This is a genomic window from Collinsella intestinalis (assembly GCF_902501455.1).
GTDB classification, from domain to species: Bacteria; Actinomycetota; Coriobacteriia; order Coriobacteriales; family Coriobacteriaceae; genus Collinsella; species Collinsella intestinalis.
Genome location: NZ_CABWIC010000007.1, coordinates 438,777 through 460,846, shown reverse-complemented (window position 1 = coordinate 460,846; position 22,070 = coordinate 438,777). Strand labels below are relative to the sequence as shown.

Below are 22,070 nucleotides of genomic sequence, written 5' to 3'. Positions count from 1 at the left end.
TCAGTCGGTCCTTGAGCATAGGGGGATAACCACATGGACCAGTTCTTCAAGTTGGGGGAGCGCAACTCGAACATCGCGACCGAGCTTCGCGCCGGCCTGACAACGTTCCTGGCGATGGCTTACATCATCGTCGTCAACCCGCTTATCCTGTCTGCAGGCGGCGTTCCCATGACCGCTGCGGTCACTGCCACCTGCATTGGCGCCGGCATCATGACGATCGCGATGGGCTTCATCTCGAATCGTCCTCTGGCCTGCGCTTCCGGTATGGGCATCAACTCCATCGTCGCCTACACGCTTTGCGGCGCGATGGGGCTCGGTTGGCAGACCGCCATGGCCATCATCTTCGTTGAAGGCATCGCCATTCTTCTGCTCGTTCTTTGCGGCCTTCGCGAGGCCATCATGGACGCCATTCCCGTGTCGCTCCGTCATGGCATCTCCATCGGTCTCGGCCTTTTCATCGCCATGATCGGCCTCAAGGACGGCGGCATTATCGTCGCCAACGAAGCCACCATGGTTTCCCTGGGTAGCGTTACCGACCCCGTCTTCCTCGTTGGCCTCATCTCCATTGTGGCCACGGTCATCCTTTCCTCGATGAACGTCAAGGGCGCGCTGCTCTGGGGCATCGTCATCGCATCCATTCTGGGCATTCCGCTGGGTGTTACCGCCGCTCCGTCCAGCATCGTAGCTCCGCTCGACTTCTCCACGTTCGGCGCACCGTTCATGGCTGACGCCGATGGCGTCATGGGCGTCGTCAAGGCCCTCACCACTCCCGCGCTCCTGCTCTTCGCCTTCTCTCTCATGATGAGCGACTTCTTCGACACCATGGGCACCGCGATGGCCGTCGCCAAGCAGGGTGACTTCCTTTCCGACGAGGGCAAGGTCGAGGACATCAAGCCGATCCTCATCGTTGACTCTGTCGCCGCCGCAGCCGGTGGCGTGTTCGGCGCGTCTTCGATCACCACGTTTGTTGAGTCCGCTTCCGGCGCCGCTGACGGCGGCCGTTCCGGTCTCACCTCCATCACTGCGGGCATCCTGTTCCTGCTTGCCGCATTCTTCTCCCCGCTGATCAGCTGCATCAGCTCTGCGGCGACCTGCGGCGCCCTGGTGTACGTTGGCTTCCTCATGATGAGCGAGGTCACCGAGATCGACTGGTTCGACATCCTTGAGGGATTCCCGACTTTCATGATCATCATCGGTATCCCGTTCACGTACTCCATTTCCAACGGTATCGGCCTCGGCTTCATCGCCTATGTCATCGTTGCCTCCGTCACCGGCAACATCAAGAAGGTCCGCCCGCTCATGTGGGTTGCCGCCGCCGCTTTCCTGGCCTACTTCCTGCTTCTCTAATTACACGCTTCCGCACGTAACCTGAGATGCCAAGACGAGGCGCCCTCGACGAGTTAATGCTCGTCGAGGGCGCCTCTTTTACATGGAGATTAACTTCGCCAGAGCAACGTCGTACTTTCAAACAAGCACAACGGCAGAACATAGAGCAAAAAGCAAGCGCCTATCGCGCGTGGGCCGGTTTCCCGCCCCAGTAAAACTCGGCAAAATGCCGCTCACGATCGCAGGGAACCCCGACGAGGCGCATGGTCGCACGGACAATGTCGGCAGCGGCATCAGGTCGCCTCAGCGCACTGGCGTTAACCAGAAGCCCATGAAGAGCCTCCTTGTTATCGTGTAGATGCGTAAGCTGCATCACAAGCTCACGAGAGGTCGTGGCATGCATGCTGGCGCCAAACGACGTGAGCATGACGGTGTTTGACTTCTCTTGGCCATAGGCCTTGCCCAACAGCAGCATCGGCAGCTCCGCGCACAGGCATTCGGTCACCGTAAGACCACCAGATTTAAGAATGGCAAGGTCGCAGGCATGCATAAGAGCTGCCATATCGTCGACGTAATCCATAACCATCGCATTTGAGAGTTTCATTCCCGAAAAGATCGAGCGTAGATGATCGGCGTATGATTTATCCTTGCCGGGCAAGAAGATAAAGTGCATGTCCTCGAATCTTCTAAGATAGGGGAGGGTCTCCTCAATTGCCGCCCTAAAACGAACGTAAGGCTGGGGGAGAGCGGCGCCTGCCATAACAAGCACCAACGTTTTATTCGCAGGAAGACCAAAGCGCTTGCGATCCGCGTCGCGACGGCCGGAATCGCCGAAGCCAGACCGGACCGGAATGCCCGTCACTTCGATGGCGCTCTCGGGGACCTTTCTCGGACGTAGGGTCTCAGCCATAAACTCCGTCGCCACGCAGAAGAGGTCGGCCTCCTTATGTGGCCAAAATCCCTCGATCTCATAATCAGTTGGAACACAGACAACGGGATATTCGATCTTAGTGCGCATGCGGGCGCCCACCGCCACATTTGCAGCGGTGATATGAGTGCAGATGATGGCAAGGGGACGCGCTTTCTGAACATACTCATCGAAAGAATCGAACATCAAGGTCGACCATGCTGAGCCGCCACCCCACAAAAGGCGCCCGGTAAGTGTGAAGCGCCAGGTGACATCATAGAGCGGCCTTGTTGCCCCAGTGAACGCAGTAGCAGTCTTATTACCGTCGAACTTGATTTTTCCGAAATCGAGAATATCGAGGACGTCGACCTGAACGTCCTGCGGAACACCATCGAGACCACGAAGTTGCTCGATGGCCTGGGCAATCGCATTTGCCGCCGCACGATGACCAGAACCGACGGATGCATGCACAACCGCGATGGTCGGCCTATGCGTCGATTCGCTTCCCGAAGGAACGGACGCAGGTATAGCCGCAACGGGCTCGCACGGACAATCTGTACGATCTTGCATCAGGCACCCCCAAAGACGATAAAGGTATTGTACGACCCCATGTGTAACAGATTCCCGCTATCGGGTAAGAGCAGAGAAACGACGTATGGAGGTTCTTATGTCCACGCCAAATCAACGCGATCTTGTGATCATCGGCGGAGGTCCCGCCGGTTACTCCGCTGCTTTATACGCTGCACGTGCCAGCCTTGATACGCTTGTCGTCGAGCAGGGCATGCCCGGTGGTCAGATTGCCACATCAGATATGATTGACAACTATCCTGGAGTCGAACGATGCTCGGGTGCCGAACTCGGACAGAAAATGCAGGCCCATGCGGAATCCGCCGGCGCACAATCGACCTACGGTTCAGTTCAATCCCTTACACGCCATGAAAGTGGATTCACCATCACAACCGACATGGATTCCATTGAAGCCAAAAGCGTTATCGTCGCCACGGGAGCGACGCCCCGTCCCGGCAACTTCCCGGGAGAAGAGATGTACAGGGGCCGAGGCGTATCGTATTGCGCCACTTGCGACGGCATGTTTTATCGTGGTAAACACGTGTTCATCATCGGCGGCGGCAACTCTGCCGTCGAGGAGGCGCTCTATCTATCGAATCTTGCTGATCAGGTAGAGATCATCGTTCGCCGTGATGTGTTCCGTGCATCCCGTGGAATGGTCGGTCGACTCTCCGCCAAGCCCAACATCTCAATTAGGTACCAAACTAGTATTACCGAAGTTTCGGGCTCGACGTTTATCAACGCCATCACATTTCGAGACAATGTCACAGGTGAAACGCACGTCGAGTCGTACGACGAGGGTTCCGTCGGCATCTTTGTTGCAGTTGGTCACGATCCCGCCACGAATCTCGTTGCAGGTTTAGCCGAACTCGGCCCCGATGGTGGTGTACTGACCGACGAGCATATGGGCACCACGACGCCGGGTTTGTATTGTGCAGGCGACATGAGGTCCAAGTCGCTACGACAAGTTGTCACGGCGGCTGCTGACGGCGCCATTGCGGCAACAGCTGCATATCATTACATCGAGTCTCTATCTGCCTGATGATGCAGACGCCCTCTGAGAATGCCTAATCTCAGAGGGCGTCTTTGCGCAGCTTGCGTCTGTCGCTAACAGAATGACAACAATCAAGACTTAGTCATTCCTGATAATATATATTATGTAAAGTGGAGATGGAGATAGATAACCGGCCTGCAAACCCATCAAGACGTGTGCGCAGGCCGGTAGATTACTTAACTCAGGCCGTTCCACTCATACCCGATGATCAAGCCAGACTCCTCAGCATAATAAGAACAGAGACCTCGACAAGGAAGGATCTCGACTTCGGCCTGCGGCCATTCGGATGCAATCGCACGGCCCAGCTCCTCTGCGCCCTCGACATTGTCGACATGATCGATATACGCCATACCGCCACGATATCCGTCCGACCTCATGACATCGAGGATTTTCTTAATCGTCTTCTTATCACCGCGCGTCGGGGCAATCACCTTGATGGTTCCCTGCTCACTTGCCGTTCCAAGCATACGAATGGAAAGGCCGCTTGCGAGTGCGCCAACCAACTTGGGCATGCGCCCATTCTTGACAAGATTGTCGAAGCTCCTCAACGAGAACTGCACCTGGCTGTTCGACTCAAGCCTCTTTGCATACGAAACGACCTCGTCGAACGTCGTATCAGGATGCGTCGTAAGGTACCTATCGATAAGGCGGACAATGACCTCGAGTTTTGCGCCCGCAGCTCGAGAATCAAGGATGTAGATGTTTTTGCCCATAATCTGACCGCCGTGCTCACGAGCATATTCGTCCATAACGAGATTGCGGCCCATCTGAGCAGAGTCGTAGCTTCCCGAAAGATTGGAGGAAAGCGTCACGACAATGACGTTATCGGCCAGGCGGAACAGATCAGCCCATTCGCCAGCGCTCGGGCATGCCGAACTCGATGCTGTTGCCTCCGAATGGACTCGCTCGTTCAGCTTGCTCACATCCAAGTCGGAGTCATCGGGGTACTCCTCCCCTCCCACGTGAAGCGTGAGCGGCGCGAATGCATAGGTGCAATTGGGGGTGACGGGCGTATAGTCACGCAAGTTGCAACTAGAGTCAGCGATAATGGCCCAAGTCATGAGGGTTCCTTTCGCTCGATTTATCGAGACCAGAGTATATACCTACTAAAATGACCAGTTGAGGACGAAAAGGCAGAAACCCAGCGCATATGAAGATGGGGAGGAAGGGCTCTCCCCTTTCCTCTCCATAACCGACGGAAGTGTGCGTTAACCGACCTTGACCAGGCTGAACAGCTCCTGATCACCCGAAGTCGCAAGTACGTCGCGCGGATTCAGGAACGTAAGCTCGAGGATGCAAGCATAGCCGACCAGCTCGCCCCCAACCTCCTGGATGAGCTTGCCGGTTGCAGCGGCAGTACCACCCGTGGCGATAAGGTCGTCGACGATCAGGATGCGGTCACCGGGTTCGATCGCATCGCGATGAATCTCGAGCGTATCGGAGCCATACTCGAGCTCATAGCTAACGGAGTAGGTCTCACGGGGCAGCTTACCGGGCTTGCGAGCGGGAATAAAGCCAGCTCCGAGCTCCATGGCAACGGGCACGCCGATCATGAAGCCACGAGCCTCGGGACCAACAACCTTGGTAATGCCCGCATCACGGAAGTGATCAGCGATCGCGAGAACGGTTTGACGCATTGCGTTGGCATCGGCGAACAGGGGCGTGATGTCCTTAAAGACAACACCGGGCTCGGGATAATCGGGGATGTCGGTGATAAAGGACTCGAAGTCAAAATCGGACATGTCGGCGCATCTTTCTACTCGTTTTGGCTTTGATTGTCACAACGTGCGGCGCTATGAAGCGTCGACGGGGAGGACGCGAATCGGTTGGGCGGCGAGCTCGCTTGCATCCAATGCGCTCACGACCTGCTCATGCCCAGTCGCGTAAGACTGCTGGCTCACATGGTTCTGAGCGGCCTGCTGCGCACGGGTGATCTCATCATCGATTGCATCGACGTCGGCATCTTCAACGACCGCGTTAAGCGATTCGAATACACGGTTGCGAAGAAGGGCGGTGCGGACGCCATCGGTGAGGTCGTGCAGCGTTTTAAAAGCACGGTCGAGCTTAGCCTCACGGTCATCGTCGGAGTCATCGGAACCGAGCATGCCAATAAGAACCTGCTCGAAGAGCGCGGACTCGCGATTGGCGGCAATCACATACTGACGCAGATTGCGCGGCTCGATGTGAAAGCGCGAGAGTTCGGCACAGTGGCGGATGATCTCGAAATCACGGCCATCGATAAGCTCGCGGTTCTGCGGGCTGCGTATGATGCGGATGAGATCATTGTCGGAAAGCTGGCGCAGAAACGCGATATCGACGCCAAGGATGTCGGGGACGTCCTCGATGGGATGCAGTTTCTGACGCGTCTCCTTAGAGGCAACCTTCATGGGGGCATCTGTCAAGAGACCGACCTCGAACGCGAGCGCGGACAGGTCCGAGGCGCTATCGAGCTTTTGCTTGATAGCGGAAAGGGGCATGTACCGCGTCTTTTGAAGATGCAAGATAACCTCAAGGCGGTCAACGTCGGCCTTGGAGTACTGACGATAGCCCTTAGGGGTGCGATGGGGCGTAATAAGCCCCTCGTCCTCAAGGAAGCGTATTTTTGAGTTGGAGAGATCGGGATACGTTCCGCGCAGGAGGTTGACCACCTGCCCGATGCTGAGGTAGCTGCGCTCAGCCAAGCTACTCACCGGTTTCGATGCGCTCCACGGTGCTCTCGTGGTACATCAGCGTGAACGTGCCGATCTGCACGGACGAGCCGTCGTGCAGAGGCGCGGAGTTGACGATGGCGCCATCAACCCAGGTGCCATTGAGGGAGCCGAGGTCCTCGATGAGAACACTGGCGGCGTTACGCAGGATCTTGGCATGGCTGCGAGAGACGGTCATGTCGTTGAGGAAGATCGTGTTGGAGGGATCGCGACCGATGGTGACCTCGGGCTGATCCAACTCAAAGACATTGCCGGTCTGCGGCCCCTTGATGATGGAAAGGACCGGGACGATGAGGGGCGTGCTCTTCATGAGGTCAGGCGCGGTGGCATCGCTGCTCGGCATGCGAAAAACGCGCGTTGTCTCATTCTGCTCGACATTGGCCATGGTAACCCCCTAGCGGCAAAACGGGATAAACCCGGAAAATACAATCAATAATTTATTCTAACCCAAATAGTTCGCATATCGGTGTCGTTATGCGTTCTCAACGACCTCGGCATCATCGGCATCATCGATCTCAGGGTTTAGAAAATCATCATCCTCGTCCTCGGGATGCGCAATCGCGGCGCGAATGGCGACCATGCCCTTGACGGTATAGACGCCACCCGTTGCCAGTGAGCAGAAGACTCCTGCATACACGAAGTAAATGCCCAGCGGGGCGGCCACGTCGTTAATGCCGGGCAGCCAGGAAACGGAGGCCGGGACAAGGCCCAGGCCATCGAGCATCGGCATCCCGAGGAGCATCAAGGTAAAACCGCTCATCAGCAGCGCGGTGGCGAGCTTGCCGATAAAAACGACATCGATGGGCCTGCGATGGTAATGGCGAACCACAAAATTGCCGAGGAACAGGTACACATCGCGACCGACGATGGCGAGGCAGATCCATAGCGGCAGCTCACCTCGAGCAACCAGGCCGACGACACCGGTGAAGAGCAAGGCGCGGTCCACAATGGGATCGAGCATCTTTCCCAGCCAACTCACGGTCTTGGTCATGCGTGCGATCTGCCCGTCGAGCCAATCGGTAGAAGCCGCGATCGCGTATATGGCGAGGGCGACGTAACGGTTTTGGTCGGTCACGAACAGGTACAGAAAAACGCCCGTGAGAATCAAGCGCGTGAAGGTGATGAAGTTTGAGATGGTGAAGATCTTATTGGAAGGATAATCGGAGGTACCGATGAGCTCCTTCTTGATCTTCTTCCTGATCTTGCCTGCGGCCACGCCTTACTCCCCTAGAACATGAAACACTGGAGGCATGATACCCGCTTACGAAACGCGTAAGCCGACAACCTTAAAATGGAAAAGGGCGACCAAATGGCCGCCCTTAATGCTCCGTGGTCGGGACGACTGGATTTGAACCAGCGACCCCTTGCGCCCCATGCAAGTGCGCTACCAAGCTGCGCTACGTCCCGAAGCAAGGAATTACTTTACCCAAAGGTTCCAACAGATGCAAGAACTTTTTTTCATCTATTTAAGATTTTAGTTCTTTGGCGCGTTTCAGCAGCTCATAGGCAAGGTCCTGCTTGTCCATGCAGGGGATCTCCTCAGCCCCCTCCCCTGTCACCCAAAGAACCGCATCCGTATTTGAGCCGAAGGTGGACTCCGAACGCGACACATCGTTGGCGACGATGGCATCGCAGCCCTTGCGGGCGAGCTTGTCGACGGCACGACGAGTAAGGTCATTCGTCTCGGCGGCAAAGCCGATCACGACGCGATCGTCCTTCTTGGACGACATGTCCGCAAGGATGTCGCGCGTCTTGACGAGCGGAACAGAGGTCAGTTCGCCATCGGACTTGCTGAGCTTTTCGGGGGCGACGGTAGCGGGGGTATAATCCGCGACCGCAGCGGCGCAAACGAGCATGGTGGCCTCTTCGAAAGCGCGCTCGACCTCGGCATGCATCTCCGCAGCCGACTCGACGGGAACGACGCACACACCTTGAGGCGCCTGAAGGGCCGTCGGGGCGCTCACCAAGGTGACGCTGGCCCCCATGTCCCGTGCGGCGCGCGCAAGCGCGTAGCCCATCTTGCCGGAGGAGCGATTGCCGATATAGCGCACGGGGTCAATGGCCTCACGCGTACCGCCGGCGGTGATGAGCACGTGCTCGCCCACAAGGATGTCGGATCGCCCGAGCACGGCAAGCGTACGGTCCACAATTGCCTCGACTTCGGCGAGCTTGCCCTGTCCGGTGTCACCGCAGGCAAGGTAGCCGGTAGCGGGGTAGACGATCTCACAGCCCCTCGCAGCGAGGGTTGCAACGTTCTCCTGAGTGGCGGCCGCCGTCCACATCCCCACATTCATCGCGGGAGCCACGACAATGGGGGCATCCGTCGCAAGCAGCGTCGTGCTCATCAGGTCATCGGCAAGGCCATGGGCCATTTTGGCGATGACGTTGGCCGTGGCCGGGGCCACGAGAACGGCATCGGGCTCTTTGGCAAGCGAGATATGGTGAATCGGGTCGGAGGGGTTGTCGAACAGGTCGATAGCAACCTCCTCGTGCGTAAGCGCTCGAAAGGTGGTCGGGCCCACGAACGCGGTTGCGTGCTCGGTCATGCAGACCTTGACACGCACGCCGGCCTTCTGGAGAAGGCGGACAATCTCACATGACTTATACGCGGCGATGCATCCCGTAACGCAAACGAGAACGGTCTTTGGCATGACTACTCCTGCTCGTTGACCACGATGATGCGGTGGCAGTACGGGCACTCGGCATAATCGGTCGCATGACGAAGCGCATCCATGGACGCGGGCTGGAGGGCGGTGCGGCAGACCGTCGGGACGTTGCCCTGAATACGCTCGACACACAGGCCCTTGAAGCGCTTAGAGGAGCGCTCGTACAGCCCCTGGACGTCCTTGGGCAGACGGCCGAACAGGTGGTTGCGGCGAAGGGAAAGCTCGTCGATCTCGGTCTGAATGGCAGAGGCCTGATCGCGGGCGGAACGCGTGTCCTCGACGATGGCGGCCTCGAAGCGCTTGATGTAGTCGGCAAGTTTGCGCTCGCGCTCCTCGGCAGCGGCCAGCGCCTCGCGTGCCTCAGGACGGTCGAACTCGATGCGCTCGAGGCGCTTGGCAAGATTGGAGAGCTCCTCCTCCAGATCTCGCATCGCACGGTAATCACTCGGATCGACGGAACGGGCCTGAGCGGCGGCGACGGCCTCATGGCAGGCGCGCTCGCCCTCATCGAGATCATCGACCGCGATCTGCGCGTCCTTGCGAACGGCGAGCAGGCGTGTGGCCTCGGCGCGGAGCTTGGTGAGAGCCGCGCGCTTCTTGGCAAGCTCGTCGATGATGGGCAGCGAGCCGAGCTGCTTACCCAGCTTTGCAAGCTCGAGGTCGGTCTCCTGCAGCTTGATCAGATCGGAACCAAGACTCATGCGAAATCTCCTTGCGTCGGCACCCACCATTGCGTGGGCAGCGGATTGACATATACGTGTTCGGCCGGGACGCCAATCGAGACGCAGGCGTCGGCCAAAATCGAGCAGAACGGCTGCTCGGAGCGATCGTGGCCCAAAGCCACAACCCCCATCCCCCTGAGAGAGAGGTCCTGGGCGCGATGATAGCCCACCTCTCCGGTCACCACGACATCGGCGCCCGCGCGCACGGCGAGCTCACCGAAATCACCGAGGCTACCGCCGAGAAACGCCGGTCGAAAGACCGTCATCTTAGGATCGCCCCAAACGGTCGGTGCCGTCTCAAACGAATCCCGCAGACGAACGGCAAGATCGCCGAGCGTGATGGGGTCACAAGCACACAGGCTTCCCAAACCAGTCGCATCCGGGTCGCTTAGGTACTCGAGAGAAGATCGCGCCTCCATACCGAGAAGCCCAGGAAGTGAGGCCCTCGCCTCGTGGGAGCGATCAAGGTTGGTGTGAAGCGAGATGACACTCACACCGAGCCGGACGGCCTCGTACACGACGGCGGAACTCGAGGGACGCTCAGCAGATGGAGGACAGAAGCTGTCGGGAGCCGAGATGTAAACCGGGTGATGCGTCAAGAGCACATTGCAACCCAAGGAGCACGCAGCGTGCAGCGAGTCCAGGGTGGCATCCAAAGAGCACAGCACACCGCGTACTTTGGCATCGGGATCGCCCACGGAGAGCCCCACATGGTCCCAGGCCTCGGCATCCCGACGTGGGAAACGTGCGAGCAGGGAAGATTCAAGGTCACGGACGAGCATCGTGCACCACCTCGAAAAAGGCCTCGACAAACCGGTCGAGGGCCGCAGGGTCAACGCGGTCGTCGAAGGAGATGCGCAAGGAGCCGAGCGCATCCTCACGAGGGATCCCCATAGCCCGCAGCACATGGCTGGCATCCATACTCCCACTCGAGCAGGCACTCGCTGCGGAAACGGCGAACCCAAGGCTGTCGAGCTTCAAGATGAGCTCCTCAGAGTCGACGCCCTCGACGTAAATGCTCACGATGCCGGGGAGACGATCGGAATCGGTCCAATCCCCCATCGTGGCATGAACCTTGGAATTTGAGCAGAGTCGATCATACAGGTTATCGGCCAGAGGCCTGAGCACAGAAACGTGCTCGGCTACGTGCGGCATAAGGGCATCGGCGGCGGCGGCAAGTCCAACTATGGCCCGAAGATCTTGGGTGCCGGGCCTGAGACCACGCTCCTGCCCACCTCCGAGGCTGCGTGGGCGAATCGGGGTTCGTCCCTTGAGATACAAGGCGCCGATGCCGACCGGCCCGCCGACCTTATGCCCGGCGATGGAGAGGGCATCGACAGCGAGATCTGCAACATCAAAGGGCACATGCAGCCAACCCTGGACGGCGTCGGCGTGATAGACGGCCCCGTGGGCATGAGCTACATCGGAAAGTGCTCGGACGGGCTGGATGACGCCGGTCTCGTTGTTGGCGAACATGACCGACACAAGCGCGACATCGGGTCCCATGAGCGCTTCGAGCTCAGAAGGTTCGACATATCCTCGACGGTTGGGCTTGACCGTATCGACCGTGAACCCGAGAGCACGAAGCTGCGGGAGATTGTCGAGGATCGAATCGTGCTCAATCGCGGAAACGACAACACGGTCGCGCCGGCGATCGGCCGCACGAGCCGCCTCGGCAAGACCGATGAGCGCCAGGACGTTGGCCTCGGTTCCACCACCGCAAAACAGCACCTCAGAGGCGCGTACGCGCGAACCGAAGCTGCGAGCGACAACCCTGCGACAAGATTCGAGCACCTGCGCGGCCTTGCGACCGAGGGAGTGCAGGGAGTTGGGATTTGCCCCGGCGATTTCCGAGGCGTCGTAATCAAGCTGAGCGCGGATTGCCTCGGGCCTCATGGGCGTCGAGGCCGCGTAGTCGAGATTGGTATACGTGTCAGACATCGCGTCTACGCTTCCCTGGAAGCTCGGCCGCGCGTACCGGCCTGACGGATGTCCTCGACCGCCTGAGCCGGATCCTCAGCTCCGAAGACGGCCGAACCGGCCACGAGAACCGTCGCACCGGCGGCACCAAGCTCCTCGGCGTTGCCGGCGCCCACGCCGCCATCGATTTCGATGAGGGGATCGACGCCGTGCTCAACGCACATGGCGCGCAGGCGGCGGAGCTTATCGAGCGTACGCGGGATGAACTTCTGTCCGCCGAAGCCAGGGTTCACGCTCATGAGCAGGACCATATCGAGGTCATCGAGGATATCTTCGAGCACATCCACGGGAGTGGCGGGGTTGAGCACCACGCCAGCCTTGCAACCACGGGACTTGATGTGGGAAACCGTGCGGTGCAGATGCGTGGAGGCCTCATAGTGGACGGCGACGAGGTCGGCGCCGGCGTCGATGTACCAATCGACCGTATCGTCGGGATTGGAAACCATGAGATGAACGTCGAGCGGAATGTCCGTGGCGCTCTTACACGCTTTTACGATGGCCGTGCCATAGCTCAGATTCGGCACGAAGTGACCATCCATGACGTCAACATGGATCAGGTCCGCATTCGAGATGCGCTTCAGGTCGTGCGCGAGGTTCGCCATATCGGCCGAGAGGATGGAAGGGGAAATCTGGATTGAAGCTGACATGGCGTTCCTTTCGAACGAATTGATATGCGGTTATGCGAGGGCTGAAGATGCGAAACGGCTATTCGTCGAGACCGTAGAACTCCTCACCCGGCATGCGGCTGGTAAGCTGGTCGAGCGCCTCCTCGAGCGTCATGCTGCCGTAGAGGAGCTGCTCAAGCGCAAAGGCGAATGGCACGTCGACGCCCTTGGAGCGCGCAAGCTCGCTGACGCTCTTTGCGGCCGCCGCTCCCTCGACGACCATCCGACGTCGCGCCTGGTACTCCTCGAGCGTCTCACCACGGGCGAACGCCTCACCGAAAGAACGGTTGCGCGAATGGCGCGAGGTGCACGTCACAATCAGGTCGCCCATGCCGGCCAGGCCCATGCAGGTCATAGCCTCTCCGCCGCAAGCATGGACCAGACGACTCATCTCAGCCAGTCCACGGGTCATGATGAGCGCAAGGGCGTTGTCGCCCATGCCCGATCCGGCTGCGATGCCGCAGATGATGGCCATGATGTTCTTCATCGCACCGCAAAGCTCAACACCGACCAGATCGGTCGAGAGGTAGATGCGGAAGTTCGGTCCGAGGATGATGCCCTTGAAGAAATCGCCGATCTCCATGCTCTCACAAGCGATGGTCGAGGCGGAGAGGGCCCCATGGCAGATCTCCTCGGCGTGATTGGGGCCTGAAAGCGCCGCGATGCGCTCAGGATGACCGATTTCGCTGGCGATGACGTCGCTCATAAGCAGCCCGGTGCCGAGCTCGATTCCCTTTGCCAGACAAAGCACCGGCAAACCATCCGGGATGTAGGGCGCGCAATCACGGGCAACGCCCCTCAAGAACGACGAGGGTACGGCGAAAATCACAGCATCTGCGCCAGCCAGAGCCTCCTCATGTGAGCAGGTCGCGCTCACGTTCTCAGGCAGCGTGTAATCTGAGAGATAGCAGCTGTTGGTATGAAGCTCGTTGATCTCGTGCGCCGGAGCGGGGTCGTAGGACCACATGACGACGGTATGCCCATGAGAGGCCACAAGGCCGGCCATGGCCGTGCCCCACGAACCGGTACCGATCAGTGCGATGCGCATGTTACTCATCCATCTTATCGACGCGTTTAGAAAAAGAGAGTTTGGACTCCGTGCCATTCAAGAGCTTCCTGACGTTGGAGCGATGGGCCCAAACGATCAGCAGCCCGAGAAGGGACATGATCACCTTGAAGCTCAGGCTATCGCCCGCAAAATACAAGGGAACCGTGATGGGCAGGGCCAGAACGGTGATGATGGAACCGAGCGACACGAGACGCGTGAACGCCACGACCACGATGAAGATCCCGAGATGCAGCAAGGCGAAGGGCCAGGAAAGACCAAACAGCACACCCACGCCCGTCGCAATACCTTTACCACCCTTGAAGTGGAGATAGGGCGAAAAGATATGGCCACACAGGCATACGAGCCCCGCGAGCGCCAGGAGGGTGTCGCCGATGCCGGCGCCACCGTTGAGGGCGAGTACGTCGACGGGCTCGATGCGGACCATGTTGGCGACGACGAGACGGGCCGCGTTCACGCCAAGAACGCCCTTGAAGACGTCGCAGATGAGCGTGGGAATCGCGACCTTGGGGCCTCCGGCGCGGAGCGCATTGGTGGTGCCGATGTTGCCGGAGCCGACCTTCTGCAGGTCAATTTTACCGAGCAACCTGGCAAAGATCTTCCCAAAGGGAATACCGCAAACAAGGAACGTGAAAATGTACGTGAGAATCAACGGCCACCAGGAAGCTCCGAACATCCCCGGGCCAGCAAGGGCGAGGAAGCGATCCATCCCCGGCATCGCTACTCCTTGTCCTTGTCGCTCTTCTTGGCACGGAAGCGCAGGCGGATCGGCGTTCCCTTGAAATCAAAGGTGGCGCGCATGCGGTTCTCGATATAACGCTTGTAGTTGTCGGACACCAAGTCGGTGTGGTTGACGAAGAACGTGAACGCCGGGGGTTTCTCACCCGTCTGCGTGACGTAGTGCATCTTGAGGCGGCGCTTGCCATCGGAGACGGTGTGGCCGAACTCACGCATATCGGTAAGGAGCTTGTTCAGCTGAGAAGTGGTGATATGGCTCGCGCGACGCTCGGCCGCGGCATCGACCATATCCCAGATCTTGTGGACGCTGCGGCCGGTCATGGCGGAAATGCGCAGATACTCGGCCCAGGGCGCCATGGTCAGGCGGCGATCGACCGTCTCCATGACGGCCTCGCGCTCGTAGTCGTCCTTGAGGAGGTCCCACTTGTTGAGGAGTACCACCAGGGCACAGCCGCGCTCGATCGCGAGATTAGCAACCTTCTGGTCCTGCTCCGTCACGCCCGTGGACGCGTCGACGACGAGCAGCGCGACGTCCGCGCGATCGATGGCGCGAAGCCCTCGGACCATGGAGTAGTACTCGATGTTCTCGTAGACCGTACTCTTCTTGCGGATGCCCGCGGTATCGACCATGCGATAGCGCTTGCCGTCGCGCTCGACAACCGTGTCGATGGCATCGCGCGTGGTGCCGGCGATATTGCTCACGATGGAGCGGTCATTGCCGATCATCTTGTTGAAGAGCGAGGACTTGCCGGCGTTCGGTCGGCCGATGATGGCGACGCGCAGCGTATCGGGCTCGTCGTCCTCGTCGCCCGCGTCCTCGGGCAGCAGGGAGACGACCTCGTCGAGCAGGTCGCCGGTGCCATGGCCGTGCAGGGCGGAGACGGCGACGGGGTCGCCCACACCCAGGGAGTAGAACTCCCAAAGGCTGTCGTTCTCACGGGCGGGATTGTCGAGCTTGTTGACGAGCAGGAAAGTCGGTTTCTTGAGCTTGCGCACCATGCGGGCGACGCTCTCATCCTCCTCGGTGACACCGACAGAACCGTCGACCACAAACAGGATGACAGCGGCTTCCTCGGCGGCGGCCAGGGCCTGGTCGCGGATGGACGTGGCAAAGACATCGTCACTCTTCATGGGCTCGATACCGCCCGTATCCACGAGCATGAACTCGCGGCCGTTCCAGTCGGCGACATGGTAGCTGCGGTCGCGCGTGACGCCGCGGCTCTGATGAACGATGGCATCGGACGTCTGCGCGATGCGATTGACGAGCGTCGACTTGCCCACGTTAGGGCGCCCGACGATCGCGACAATAGGACGAGACATAGGTTCTCCTTGGATAGTCACAGTTGGTGAAATTCTAGCATGTGCTCCGTAGCGATGACGCATCCCACGGGGTGGACATAATCTCTTCGGGTGTGGTTCGCTTCGCTCACAAAACACCCTACGAGAATATGTCCACCCCGGAGGGTCGCCCATCGCGATCCAAGCCACCCTCGTTGGAAAAATATGTGCTCGGCTCTATTTATGGGCAGCCGATGCGGGGGCATATTTCCGTAGGGCGTTTTTTGCGAAGCGAAGCGAAACCACGCCCGAAGGAATTATGCCCACGCATCGGCGTTCAGTTAGACCAACGCGTCGAGTAGATGGTTCGGCGCGGGAGTGGCGAAATGCACGATCGCACCGCGCTGCTCGAGTTCAGCTGTGACCTCATCACGGGCGAGGCCGTCGAGGGTGAGACCGTCGTAGTTGAACATCACATCCGGAATGAGCAGTTCGATGTCCGTCAGGTCGGCTGGCAGCTGGCCGAGCAGATCACACGCGCAGATGAGGCCCGTGACGTTCACGTTGCCGCCGAAGTACTCGTTTTTAATCGTGCAGACATCGATGACGCCTGCATCGAACATGCTGCAAAACGCACCGAAGGTGCCCTGCGCCGCTTCTCCGGAAATGACGAGGACCCGACGACTCGATTCGCCGAGCCGCTCGGAAACGCGAGCGACTTCCAAACTCCTGACAGCCCTCACGGACTCGACTTCGTCCAGGAAGCTGCGAAGCATGCCGATGCCGTCGTAAAACTGCGGAAAGCCATCATAAGTCTCTGCAGGAGGGACCGGCAGATGGGCATCGATGTAAAACTCATCCGCGAGCTGGAATACCGTGCAACCGCGCTCCTCGCGGGCGCGCTGTTGGAACGGCTCGAGCATCTTGACAACGGCCCGCGACGCCTCGACGTCATCGGAGTACGAGGTGGTGAAGCGCTTCTGATGCTTGGTGAAGCCAAGCGGGACGATGGCAAGGCTCGTGATGCCGGGATGGGCCTCGACGTACTCGAGAGTTGCGAGCAGCTCGTCCCCGTCATTGATCCCGGGGCAAAGCACGATCTGCGCATGGATCTCGATACCAGCCTCGAGAAAGCGCTCAAGCACCTCGATGCCACGCGGTGCGTTGCGCCCGATGAGCTTGCGTCGGCACTCAGGGGTGATGGCATGAAGCGACACGTTCATGGGCGAGAGCATCTTGTCGATGGCATCTTCGACCTCGGGGTCCTTCATATTCGTAAGCGTCACGAAATTGCCCTGCAAAAAACTCAGGCGATAATCGTCGTCCCGAATGGTGAGAGTGGATCGGCTCTCCTTGGGGAGCATGTTCATGAAGCAGAAGATGCAGGCGTTCACGCAGGTGCGCATCCCGTCGAAGACGACGCCATCGAAATCGACGCCCCATTCCTCGCCCGGGAAACGCTCGATCACGGCAGATGCGACCGTGTTGTCACGCGGATCGAATACCTCGATCTCGGCCTCGACGTCCTCGGTCTCCCACAGCCACACGATCATATCGGTGAGCGGCTTGCCATTCACCGTGAGCACGCGCATACCAGGCTCGAGCCCTATGTCATATGCGGGAGAATCGGGGGTCACCGACAAAACGGTGGCGCCGTCTGAAGATGGATCCTTTGACAGGGCATATGGCGCAACGGTGCCCGCATACGTGGGTACCGAGGGCATGTTCGAATCTCGTTCGGCCATCAGGACTCCAGAAGGCTCCGCATGCGGACAAGGGCGCGCTCAATATGCGAGGCAGGCGTCGAAGCGCCTGCGGTCACGCCGATATGAGAAGCTCCGTCAAACCACGCCGCCTCGATCTCGGAGGCGTCCTCGATGTGATGCGTTTTGGGGCAGGCCGCCGTGCAAATCTCGGCAAGACGACGTGTGTTGCCGGAGTTCTTGCCGCCGACGACGATCATCGCGTCGACGCGACGGGCAAGTTCGGCCGCGCTATCCTGACGTTCCTGAGTCGCGGAGCAGATGGTGTTGATGACGCGCAAATCCATGGTCCGCTTGGATAGTTCGGCAACGACATCGGCCAGCGCTCCGGGCGTCTGGGTGGTCTGCACGACCACGCCGACCTTGCGCGAAAGATCGATGGCGTCGAGATCCCCGGAGACGGAGACCACGTGAGCGTCATCCCCTGCGTGTCCCATGATGCCCTCGACCTCGGGGTGGCCGCTCTCCCCTACTACGATGAGCTGATACCCCTCGCGCACGAGGCGTTCGGCGGCGTTATGGACCTTCTTGACATAGGGGCACGTTGCATCCAAGACATCGAGGCCGCGGGCACGGGCATCCTCGACGACACTCGGCACGACGCCGTGGGCACGAATGATGAGCGTGCCCTCCTCGACCTCGGAAACGCTCGAGGCAGTGCCCATGCCGATGCGTTCGAGATCGTTGACGACCAGCGGATTGTGAATGAGGGGGCCGAGCGTATTGACGGGCTTGTGGGCCTCGTCAGCGGCCTTCTCGGCCATGCCGAGCGCACGCTCGACACCGTAGCATACGCCGGCGTAACGAGCGACCTCGATCTCGATGTGAGTCATCTAGAACCTCCCCGGATGCTCAGCGCGCAGCGCATCGCGGATCGCGTACATACGTCGAATGGACTCGTCCTCAACCCACTGCGTGCGCTCGCGGCGCTTCATGCCCTCGGGAGCATCTTCGAGAAGGACGGAATCACCAGCTCGCATCCAGCACTTCTTGGGGCGCATGATTCTTTTACCAGCAGGTGTGATATCGCGAAAACCGCAAACGGCAATCGGGGAAACGGGCGCCTTTCCCATCTGCGCTATAAGCGCGAAGCCTCCGTGAACCTCGACCGGCTGGTCATCGGTGCGAACGCGAGTGCCCTCAGGGAAAATCAGCACATCCTCGCCGCGCTGCAAGGCATGCTGGGCCGCGCGCAGGGCCGCCATATCAGCCTCACCGCGATCGACGGGGATGCCGCCCGCGAGGGCGAAAGCCCAGCGGACGATGCCCGTCTTGTTGAATTCCGACTTGAAAATCGGGCGGACGCGGCGGCCGGCCGCCCACTCGCTCGTAACGATGGGCAAAACCTCGGCCATCGAAGTGTGATTGCAAATGATGACGACGCCGTCGGTGCAGCGGGCATGCACCTTCTCGGCGTCCTCGAGATGCCAGCGCCACATGACTTTGGAGAATGCCCAGAGAACAGCCATGACGATGGTATAGATCGCACGCTCATGCAGCGGAAACGCCGACATGGGGCAGTTGTAGTGCGAAGCCGCATCACGCGGAGTCGAGATCTCCCCGGCCATGCTACCTCCTCTCGGCGATGAGATGCTCGATCATGGAGACGATCTCATCGATGGTGTGGCTCGTCGAATCAATGCGAACGGCATCGTCGGCACAGGTGAGCGGCGCAGTTTCACGCTTGGAGTCAAGCGCGTCACGACGCTCGATATCGGCGAGCGTCTGCTCGATCTCAGCCTCGATTACGGATGCGTCGACCTCCGCGCCCTCATGGCGCTGCATGACACGGCGACGGGCGCGCTCACGCGGATCGGCGGTCAAAAATACCTTGAGCTCCGCTTCCGGAAAGACGACAGTACCGATATCGCGGCCCTCGGCAACAACATCGCGGCCCTCGGCGAAACGGCGCTGCGGGTCGAGCATGGCGGCGCGAACCTCGGGATTGGCAGCCGCTGCGGAGACGTTGCGGTCCACCTCGGGGGTGCGGATCGCGTCGGAGACGTCGACCCCATCCACGAAGACGGAGACGTTGCCGTGATTCTCAGCGCCAAACGTGATGTGAATGTCGCGCGCAAGCTGAGCAGTCGCCGAAGCATCTTCAAGCGAAATGCCGCGCTGCAGTGCGCTCAACGCGACAGAGCGATACATAGCGCCGGTATCGAGCTTGGAAAAGCCGAATCTCGTGGCCACCTCGCAGGCGATGGTGGACTTGCCTGAACCGGCGGGCCCGTCAATGGCGATGATCATGTAATCCTCCTATAGATCCAGCCGCGGCGCGGATTTGAGCGACGCGACCTCTTCGTCGGTGAGTTCCCTCCAAGAGCCTTCAGCCAAGTCCCCGAGCCGCAATTCGCCGAACCGGCAGCGATGCAGGGCGATGACGGGATGACCAATCTTGGAGAGCATGCGCTTGACCTGGTTCTTTCGGCCTTCTCGGATGATGACCTCGACGGCCGTCGTCCCCGGATCGAGCCGGGGGAAGCCGGGGATGCGAGCATCTGCCGGCTCGAGCACGCGGCACCGCGCGGGCTGGCACAGGCCGTCGTCGAGGGTGAGCCCGCGCCGCAAGGGCTCCAGGTCTCCATCCAAGCAGCGGCCGTCCACGATGGCGCGATACGTCTTCCACACATGGTGAGACGGATGGAGCAGGCGCTGGCCCAAATCACCATCGGTGGTAAACAAGAGCAGGCCGGTCGTGTCCATGTCTAAACGGCCGACCGGGAAGAGCCCGGGAAACTTTTTGCTGGGCACGAGCTCAGCGACGGTGGGACGCCCATGCGGGTCGCTCATCGTGGTGAGGAACCCGGCCGGCTTGTTGAGCATGATGTAGGCGGGTCCGGAGCCGAGCACGACGGGAACGCCGTCAACCGTGACCTCATCGCATCGCGGGTCGACCTTCGTACCGAGCTCGGTTTTGACCTCGCCGTTGACGCGAACGCGCCCGGCAGTCATGAGCCCTTCCGACCCACGCCGACTCGCAACGCCTGCGCGCGCGAGAAAGCGCTGCAAGCGCATGGGGACCAGCATCGAGTCGCCCTCATGGACGAGCGGCGAGCCCTCACTGGCGCTACGCATCGCGATCCTTGTCGAACGAATCGCCATCGAACGTGGCGCCGACGTCAGCGTTGCCCTCATCCGTGGAGATGAGCTCGCGCTCCTCTTCCAGATCCTCGTCCACCTCATCGAGGGTCGACTGGATGGATCTGCCGGAAAGACGCTCGCGAATGAACTGGCGAGCCTGCTCATCAGGGGCGAACTGCTCGAGATCGGGAAGATCGCGCGTGGAGCGCAAGCCGAACTTCTCGAGGAACGCGTTGGTGGTACCGTAGAGAATGGCCTGGCCGCGCTGGGGATCCCGGCCCGTCTCGCGAATGAGGCCCTTATCCACCAAAGAGGAGATGACGCCATCGGAGTTTACGCCGCGGATGCCCTTGACCATTTCGCGCGTGACCGGCTGATGATAGGCGATGACCGCGAGCGTCTCGAGGGCGGCCTGCGAAAGGCGCTGAGTATCCCATGACAGGACAAAGGACTCGACCTGGTCGTGGAACGCGGGATGGGTGAAAAGGCGCCAACCCCCTGCGACCTCGCGCAGCTGAAAACCGCGATTGGCCTCCTCATACTCGACCTTGAGATCGGCCAGAAGGGACGCAATCTCACCGGGGGTCGAACCGAGAATACCCGCGAGCTGACTTGCGCTCACAGGATCACTCGAAACCAGCAGCAGCGCCTCAAGGGCGCCCTTGATGGAGCCGGCTTCAAGCTCGCTCAGGTGCTCCATTAGTCCTCCTCGTCAAAAAGCGAACCGTCCTCGGGGCGGTACTCGGGCGCGCCCTCGACTCGGTCGATGCGGATGGTGCCGAAGTTCTCGTCTTGCTCGAGCGTGACAGAGCCGCGCTTTGACAATTCGAGAATGGCGAGAAACGTGGCGACGATCTGCTCAGTGGTCGCATCCCCATCCAGAAGATCGCGGAACGTGAGATGGGGCCGCGAGATCGTGACGCGGTCGACAGAGGCAACCGTGAGTTCGATGGGCACGCGACTGGGGGCGACATGCTCGGCCTCAAGCAGGAACGTCTCGCGCTTGCCATCCAAATCCGCACAAATGACGGCAAGGCCGCGCAGCGTGATGCCCGCAAGGTAATCGGGCATCAAGTTCAAGAACTCAGGGTCGGGGCCGGCAACGCGCGGATGCATGCGGCTCTCGGCCTCCATACGGGCCCCCAACGCGGCAGCGGCGCCCTTGAACTGCTTGTAGGCTATGAGGCGCTGGATGAGGACCTCGCGTAGGGAATCGGCATCCAGGCCCGAGAATTCGTCGTCCAAGTCATCGTCTTCGGTGACATTGGACGAATCGTCGGGGACAAGCGACGCGGCCTTGATATCGAGCAGAGTCGCGGCGACGAGCAGAAAATCGCTCGCGACATCGAGGTCAAGCGCCTCGAGACGCTCGACCTCGGCGAGGTACTGCTCGGCAACCTCGGAGATGGAAATCGAGCCGATATCGACCTTTTGCCTGCTCACAAGCTGAAGCAGAAGGTCAAACGGTCCGGAATAGACCTGCGTGGACACGCGATACGACATGCGATCCCCCTCTCACTCTAAAAACGCATACGCACTGAGTGTA

At 59.9% G+C, this 22,070-nt stretch carries 23 protein-coding genes and 1 tRNA gene; 2 read left to right on the top strand and 22 right to left on the bottom strand.

Annotation, left to right across the window (positions count from 1 at the left end; all coding sequences use genetic code 11):
* Positions 1 to 33 precede the first annotated feature (33 nt).
* Positions 34 to 1,347 carry an NCS2 family permease gene (locus AOBCEHNH_RS03380; protein WP_006722661.1) on the top strand — a complete coding sequence of 438 codons (1,314 nt, stop codon included), beginning with the start codon at positions 34 to 36 and terminating at the stop codon, positions 1,345 to 1,347.
* A gap of 160 nt (positions 1,348 to 1,507) precedes the next feature.
* On the opposite strand, the gene AOBCEHNH_RS03375 is transcribed toward AOBCEHNH_RS03380, so the two are convergent.
* Positions 1,508 to 2,803, bottom strand: a complete 1,296-nt coding sequence (locus tag AOBCEHNH_RS03375) for an MGDG synthase family glycosyltransferase (protein WP_226803222.1) — start codon at positions 2,801 to 2,803, stop codon at positions 1,508 to 1,510.
* A 97-nt stretch (positions 2,804 to 2,900) separates the two neighbouring features.
* Here AOBCEHNH_RS03375 and AOBCEHNH_RS03370 point away from each other — a divergent pair, with 97 nt between their 5' ends.
* Positions 2,901 to 3,842, top strand: coding sequence for an NAD(P)/FAD-dependent oxidoreductase (locus tag AOBCEHNH_RS03370; protein WP_193221164.1), 942 nt, complete (start codon positions 2,901 to 2,903; stop codon positions 3,840 to 3,842).
* A 188-nt stretch (positions 3,843 to 4,030) separates the two neighbouring features.
* On the opposite strand, the gene AOBCEHNH_RS03365 is transcribed toward AOBCEHNH_RS03370, so the two are convergent.
* The 21 genes from AOBCEHNH_RS03365 to AOBCEHNH_RS03265 all read right to left on the bottom strand — a co-directional run bounded on the left by AOBCEHNH_RS03365 (position 4,031) and on the right by AOBCEHNH_RS03265 (position 22,027).
* Positions 4,031 to 4,915, bottom strand: a complete 885-nt coding sequence (locus tag AOBCEHNH_RS03365) for a DegV family protein (RefSeq protein WP_152063156.1) — start codon at positions 4,913 to 4,915, stop codon at positions 4,031 to 4,033.
* A gap of 147 nt (positions 4,916 to 5,062) precedes the next feature.
* Positions 5,063 to 5,596: an adenine phosphoribosyltransferase gene (locus tag AOBCEHNH_RS03360; protein ID WP_006722665.1), complete on the bottom strand. Its 534-nt coding sequence runs from the start codon at positions 5,594 to 5,596 to the stop codon at positions 5,063 to 5,065.
* Positions 5,597 to 5,647: 51 nt separating this feature from the next.
* A complete protein-coding gene (gene ftsR, locus AOBCEHNH_RS03355; RefSeq protein ID WP_006722666.1) occupies positions 5,648 to 6,544 on the bottom strand; it encodes a transcriptional regulator FtsR in 897 nt (298 codons plus the stop codon).
* Positions 6,537 to 6,947 (bottom strand): FHA domain-containing protein, encoded by a 411-nt coding sequence (locus tag AOBCEHNH_RS03350; protein ID WP_006722667.1) that lies wholly within the window; start codon positions 6,945 to 6,947, stop codon positions 6,537 to 6,539. The genes ftsR and AOBCEHNH_RS03350 overlap by 8 nt, the downstream gene beginning before the upstream one ends.
* Before the next feature lie 87 nt (positions 6,948 to 7,034).
* Positions 7,035 to 7,778: a CDP-alcohol phosphatidyltransferase family protein gene (locus AOBCEHNH_RS03345; RefSeq protein ID WP_006722668.1), complete on the bottom strand. Its 744-nt coding sequence runs from the start codon at positions 7,776 to 7,778 to the stop codon at positions 7,035 to 7,037.
* Positions 7,779 to 7,892: 114 nt separating this feature from the next.
* Positions 7,893 to 7,969, bottom strand: a tRNA-Pro gene (locus tag AOBCEHNH_RS03340).
* 59 nt (positions 7,970 to 8,028) lie between these two features.
* On the bottom strand, positions 8,029 to 9,213 hold the full coding sequence (gene coaBC / locus AOBCEHNH_RS03335) for a bifunctional phosphopantothenoylcysteine decarboxylase/phosphopantothenate--cysteine ligase CoaBC (RefSeq protein ID WP_152063155.1): 1,185 nt from the start codon (positions 9,211 to 9,213) through the stop codon (positions 8,029 to 8,031).
* A 2-nt stretch (positions 9,214 to 9,215) separates the two neighbouring features.
* A complete protein-coding gene (locus AOBCEHNH_RS03330; protein WP_152063154.1) occupies positions 9,216 to 9,929 on the bottom strand; it encodes a zinc ribbon domain-containing protein in 714 nt (237 codons plus the stop codon).
* Positions 9,926 to 10,732, bottom strand: coding sequence for a Nif3-like dinuclear metal center hexameric protein (locus tag AOBCEHNH_RS03325; RefSeq protein ID WP_152063153.1), 807 nt, complete (start codon positions 10,730 to 10,732; stop codon positions 9,926 to 9,928). The genes AOBCEHNH_RS03330 and AOBCEHNH_RS03325 overlap by 4 nt, the downstream gene beginning before the upstream one ends.
* Positions 10,719 to 11,891 carry a cysteine desulfurase family protein gene (locus AOBCEHNH_RS03320; RefSeq protein WP_152063152.1) on the bottom strand — a complete coding sequence of 391 codons (1,173 nt, stop codon included), beginning with the start codon at positions 11,889 to 11,891 and terminating at the stop codon, positions 10,719 to 10,721. The genes AOBCEHNH_RS03325 and AOBCEHNH_RS03320 overlap by 14 nt, the downstream gene beginning before the upstream one ends.
* Before the next feature lie 5 nt (positions 11,892 to 11,896).
* Positions 11,897 to 12,577 carry a ribulose-phosphate 3-epimerase gene (gene rpe, locus AOBCEHNH_RS03315; protein WP_152063151.1) on the bottom strand — a complete coding sequence of 227 codons (681 nt, stop codon included), beginning with the start codon at positions 12,575 to 12,577 and terminating at the stop codon, positions 11,897 to 11,899.
* Between the two features lie 58 nt (positions 12,578 to 12,635).
* Positions 12,636 to 13,652 carry an NAD(P)H-dependent glycerol-3-phosphate dehydrogenase gene (locus AOBCEHNH_RS03310; RefSeq protein ID WP_006722674.1) on the bottom strand — a complete coding sequence of 339 codons (1,017 nt, stop codon included), beginning with the start codon at positions 13,650 to 13,652 and terminating at the stop codon, positions 12,636 to 12,638.
* Positions 13,645 to 14,379 carry a glycerol-3-phosphate 1-O-acyltransferase PlsY gene (plsY, locus tag AOBCEHNH_RS03305; protein WP_193221163.1) on the bottom strand — a complete coding sequence of 245 codons (735 nt, stop codon included), beginning with the start codon at positions 14,377 to 14,379 and terminating at the stop codon, positions 13,645 to 13,647. Before plsY ends, AOBCEHNH_RS03310 begins: the two co-directional genes overlap by 8 nt.
* 2 nt (positions 14,380 to 14,381) lie before the next feature.
* Positions 14,382 to 15,719, bottom strand: coding sequence for a ribosome biogenesis GTPase Der (der, locus tag AOBCEHNH_RS03300; protein WP_118271163.1), 1,338 nt, complete (start codon positions 15,717 to 15,719; stop codon positions 14,382 to 14,384).
* 299 nt (positions 15,720 to 16,018) lie between these two features.
* Positions 16,019 to 17,422: a DUF512 domain-containing protein gene (locus AOBCEHNH_RS03295; protein ID WP_152063150.1), complete on the bottom strand. Its 1,404-nt coding sequence runs from the start codon at positions 17,420 to 17,422 to the stop codon at positions 16,019 to 16,021.
* A complete protein-coding gene (gene ispH, locus AOBCEHNH_RS03290) occupies positions 17,422 to 18,273 on the bottom strand; it encodes a 4-hydroxy-3-methylbut-2-enyl diphosphate reductase (RefSeq protein WP_152063149.1) in 852 nt (283 codons plus the stop codon). Before ispH ends, AOBCEHNH_RS03295 begins: the two co-directional genes overlap by 1 nt.
* On the bottom strand, positions 18,274 to 19,008 hold the full coding sequence (locus tag AOBCEHNH_RS03285) for a lysophospholipid acyltransferase family protein (protein WP_152063148.1): 735 nt from the start codon (positions 19,006 to 19,008) through the stop codon (positions 18,274 to 18,276). It abuts the gene before it with no gap.
* A gap of 1 nt (position 19,009) precedes the next feature.
* A complete protein-coding gene (gene cmk / locus AOBCEHNH_RS03280; RefSeq protein ID WP_152063147.1) occupies positions 19,010 to 19,690 on the bottom strand; it encodes a (d)CMP kinase in 681 nt (226 codons plus the stop codon).
* 9 nt (positions 19,691 to 19,699) lie between these two features.
* Entirely contained in the window at positions 19,700 to 20,518 is an 819-nt protein-coding gene (locus AOBCEHNH_RS03275; RefSeq protein ID WP_152063146.1) for a pseudouridine synthase, read from the bottom strand.
* Positions 20,511 to 21,224, bottom strand: coding sequence for an SMC-Scp complex subunit ScpB (scpB, locus tag AOBCEHNH_RS03270; protein ID WP_152063145.1), 714 nt, complete (start codon positions 21,222 to 21,224; stop codon positions 20,511 to 20,513). The genes AOBCEHNH_RS03275 and scpB overlap by 8 nt, the downstream gene beginning before the upstream one ends.
* Positions 21,224 to 22,027, bottom strand: coding sequence for a segregation and condensation protein A (locus AOBCEHNH_RS03265; protein ID WP_006722684.1), 804 nt, complete (start codon positions 22,025 to 22,027; stop codon positions 21,224 to 21,226). The genes scpB and AOBCEHNH_RS03265 overlap by 1 nt, the downstream gene beginning before the upstream one ends.
* Positions 22,028 to 22,070 lie beyond the last annotated feature (43 nt).

What these genes read in the sequence shown, in the direction of transcription:
- AOBCEHNH_RS03380 (WP_006722661.1), top strand. Translation starts at nt 34, where the DNA reads ATGGACCAGTTCTTCAAGTTGGGGGAGCGCAACTCGAACATCGCGACC.
- AOBCEHNH_RS03375 (WP_226803222.1), bottom strand. Translation starts at nt 2,803, where the DNA reads ATGCAAGATCGTACAGATTGTCCGTGCGAGCCCGTTGCGGCTATACCT.
- AOBCEHNH_RS03370 (WP_193221164.1), top strand. Translation starts at nt 2,901, where the DNA reads ATGTCCACGCCAAATCAACGCGATCTTGTGATCATCGGCGGAGGTCCC.
- AOBCEHNH_RS03365 (WP_152063156.1), bottom strand. Translation starts at nt 4,915, where the DNA reads ATGACTTGGGCCATTATCGCTGACTCTAGTTGCAACTTGCGTGACTAT.
- AOBCEHNH_RS03360 (WP_006722665.1), bottom strand. Translation starts at nt 5,596, where the DNA reads ATGTCCGATTTTGACTTCGAGTCCTTTATCACCGACATCCCCGATTAT.
- AOBCEHNH_RS03350 (WP_006722667.1), bottom strand. Translation starts at nt 6,947, where the DNA reads ATGGCCAATGTCGAGCAGAATGAGACAACGCGCGTTTTTCGCATGCCG.
- coaBC (WP_152063155.1), bottom strand. Translation starts at nt 9,213, where the DNA reads ATGCCAAAGACCGTTCTCGTTTGCGTTACGGGATGCATCGCCGCGTAT.
- AOBCEHNH_RS03330 (WP_152063154.1), bottom strand. Translation starts at nt 9,929, where the DNA reads ATGAGTCTTGGTTCCGATCTGATCAAGCTGCAGGAGACCGACCTCGAG.
- AOBCEHNH_RS03325 (WP_152063153.1), bottom strand. Translation starts at nt 10,732, where the DNA reads ATGCTCGTCCGTGACCTTGAATCTTCCCTGCTCGCACGTTTCCCACGT.
- AOBCEHNH_RS03320 (WP_152063152.1), bottom strand. Translation starts at nt 11,891, where the DNA reads ATGTCTGACACGTATACCAATCTCGACTACGCGGCCTCGACGCCCATG.
- rpe (WP_152063151.1), bottom strand. Translation starts at nt 12,577, where the DNA reads ATGTCAGCTTCAATCCAGATTTCCCCTTCCATCCTCTCGGCCGATATG.
- AOBCEHNH_RS03310 (WP_006722674.1), bottom strand. Translation starts at nt 13,652, where the DNA reads ATGAGTAACATGCGCATCGCACTGATCGGTACCGGTTCGTGGGGCACG.
- plsY (WP_193221163.1), bottom strand. Translation starts at nt 14,379, where the DNA reads ATGCCGGGGATGGATCGCTTCCTCGCCCTTGCTGGCCCGGGGATGTTC.
- der (WP_118271163.1), bottom strand. Translation starts at nt 15,719, where the DNA reads ATGTCTCGTCCTATTGTCGCGATCGTCGGGCGCCCTAACGTGGGCAAG.
- AOBCEHNH_RS03295 (WP_152063150.1), bottom strand. Translation starts at nt 17,422, where the DNA reads ATGGCCGAACGAGATTCGAACATGCCCTCGGTACCCACGTATGCGGGC.
- ispH (WP_152063149.1), bottom strand. Translation starts at nt 18,273, where the DNA reads ATGACTCACATCGAGATCGAGGTCGCTCGTTACGCCGGCGTATGCTAC.
- AOBCEHNH_RS03285 (WP_152063148.1), bottom strand. Translation starts at nt 19,008, where the DNA reads ATGGCCGGGGAGATCTCGACTCCGCGTGATGCGGCTTCGCACTACAAC.
- cmk (WP_152063147.1), bottom strand. Translation starts at nt 19,690, where the DNA reads ATGATCATCGCCATTGACGGGCCCGCCGGTTCAGGCAAGTCCACCATC.
- AOBCEHNH_RS03275 (WP_152063146.1), bottom strand. Translation starts at nt 20,518, where the DNA reads ATGCGTAGCGCCAGTGAGGGCTCGCCGCTCGTCCATGAGGGCGACTCG.
- scpB (WP_152063145.1), bottom strand. Translation starts at nt 21,224, where the DNA reads ATGGAGCACCTGAGCGAGCTTGAAGCCGGCTCCATCAAGGGCGCCCTT.
- AOBCEHNH_RS03265 (WP_006722684.1), bottom strand. Translation starts at nt 22,027, where the DNA reads ATGTCGTATCGCGTGTCCACGCAGGTCTATTCCGGACCGTTTGACCTT.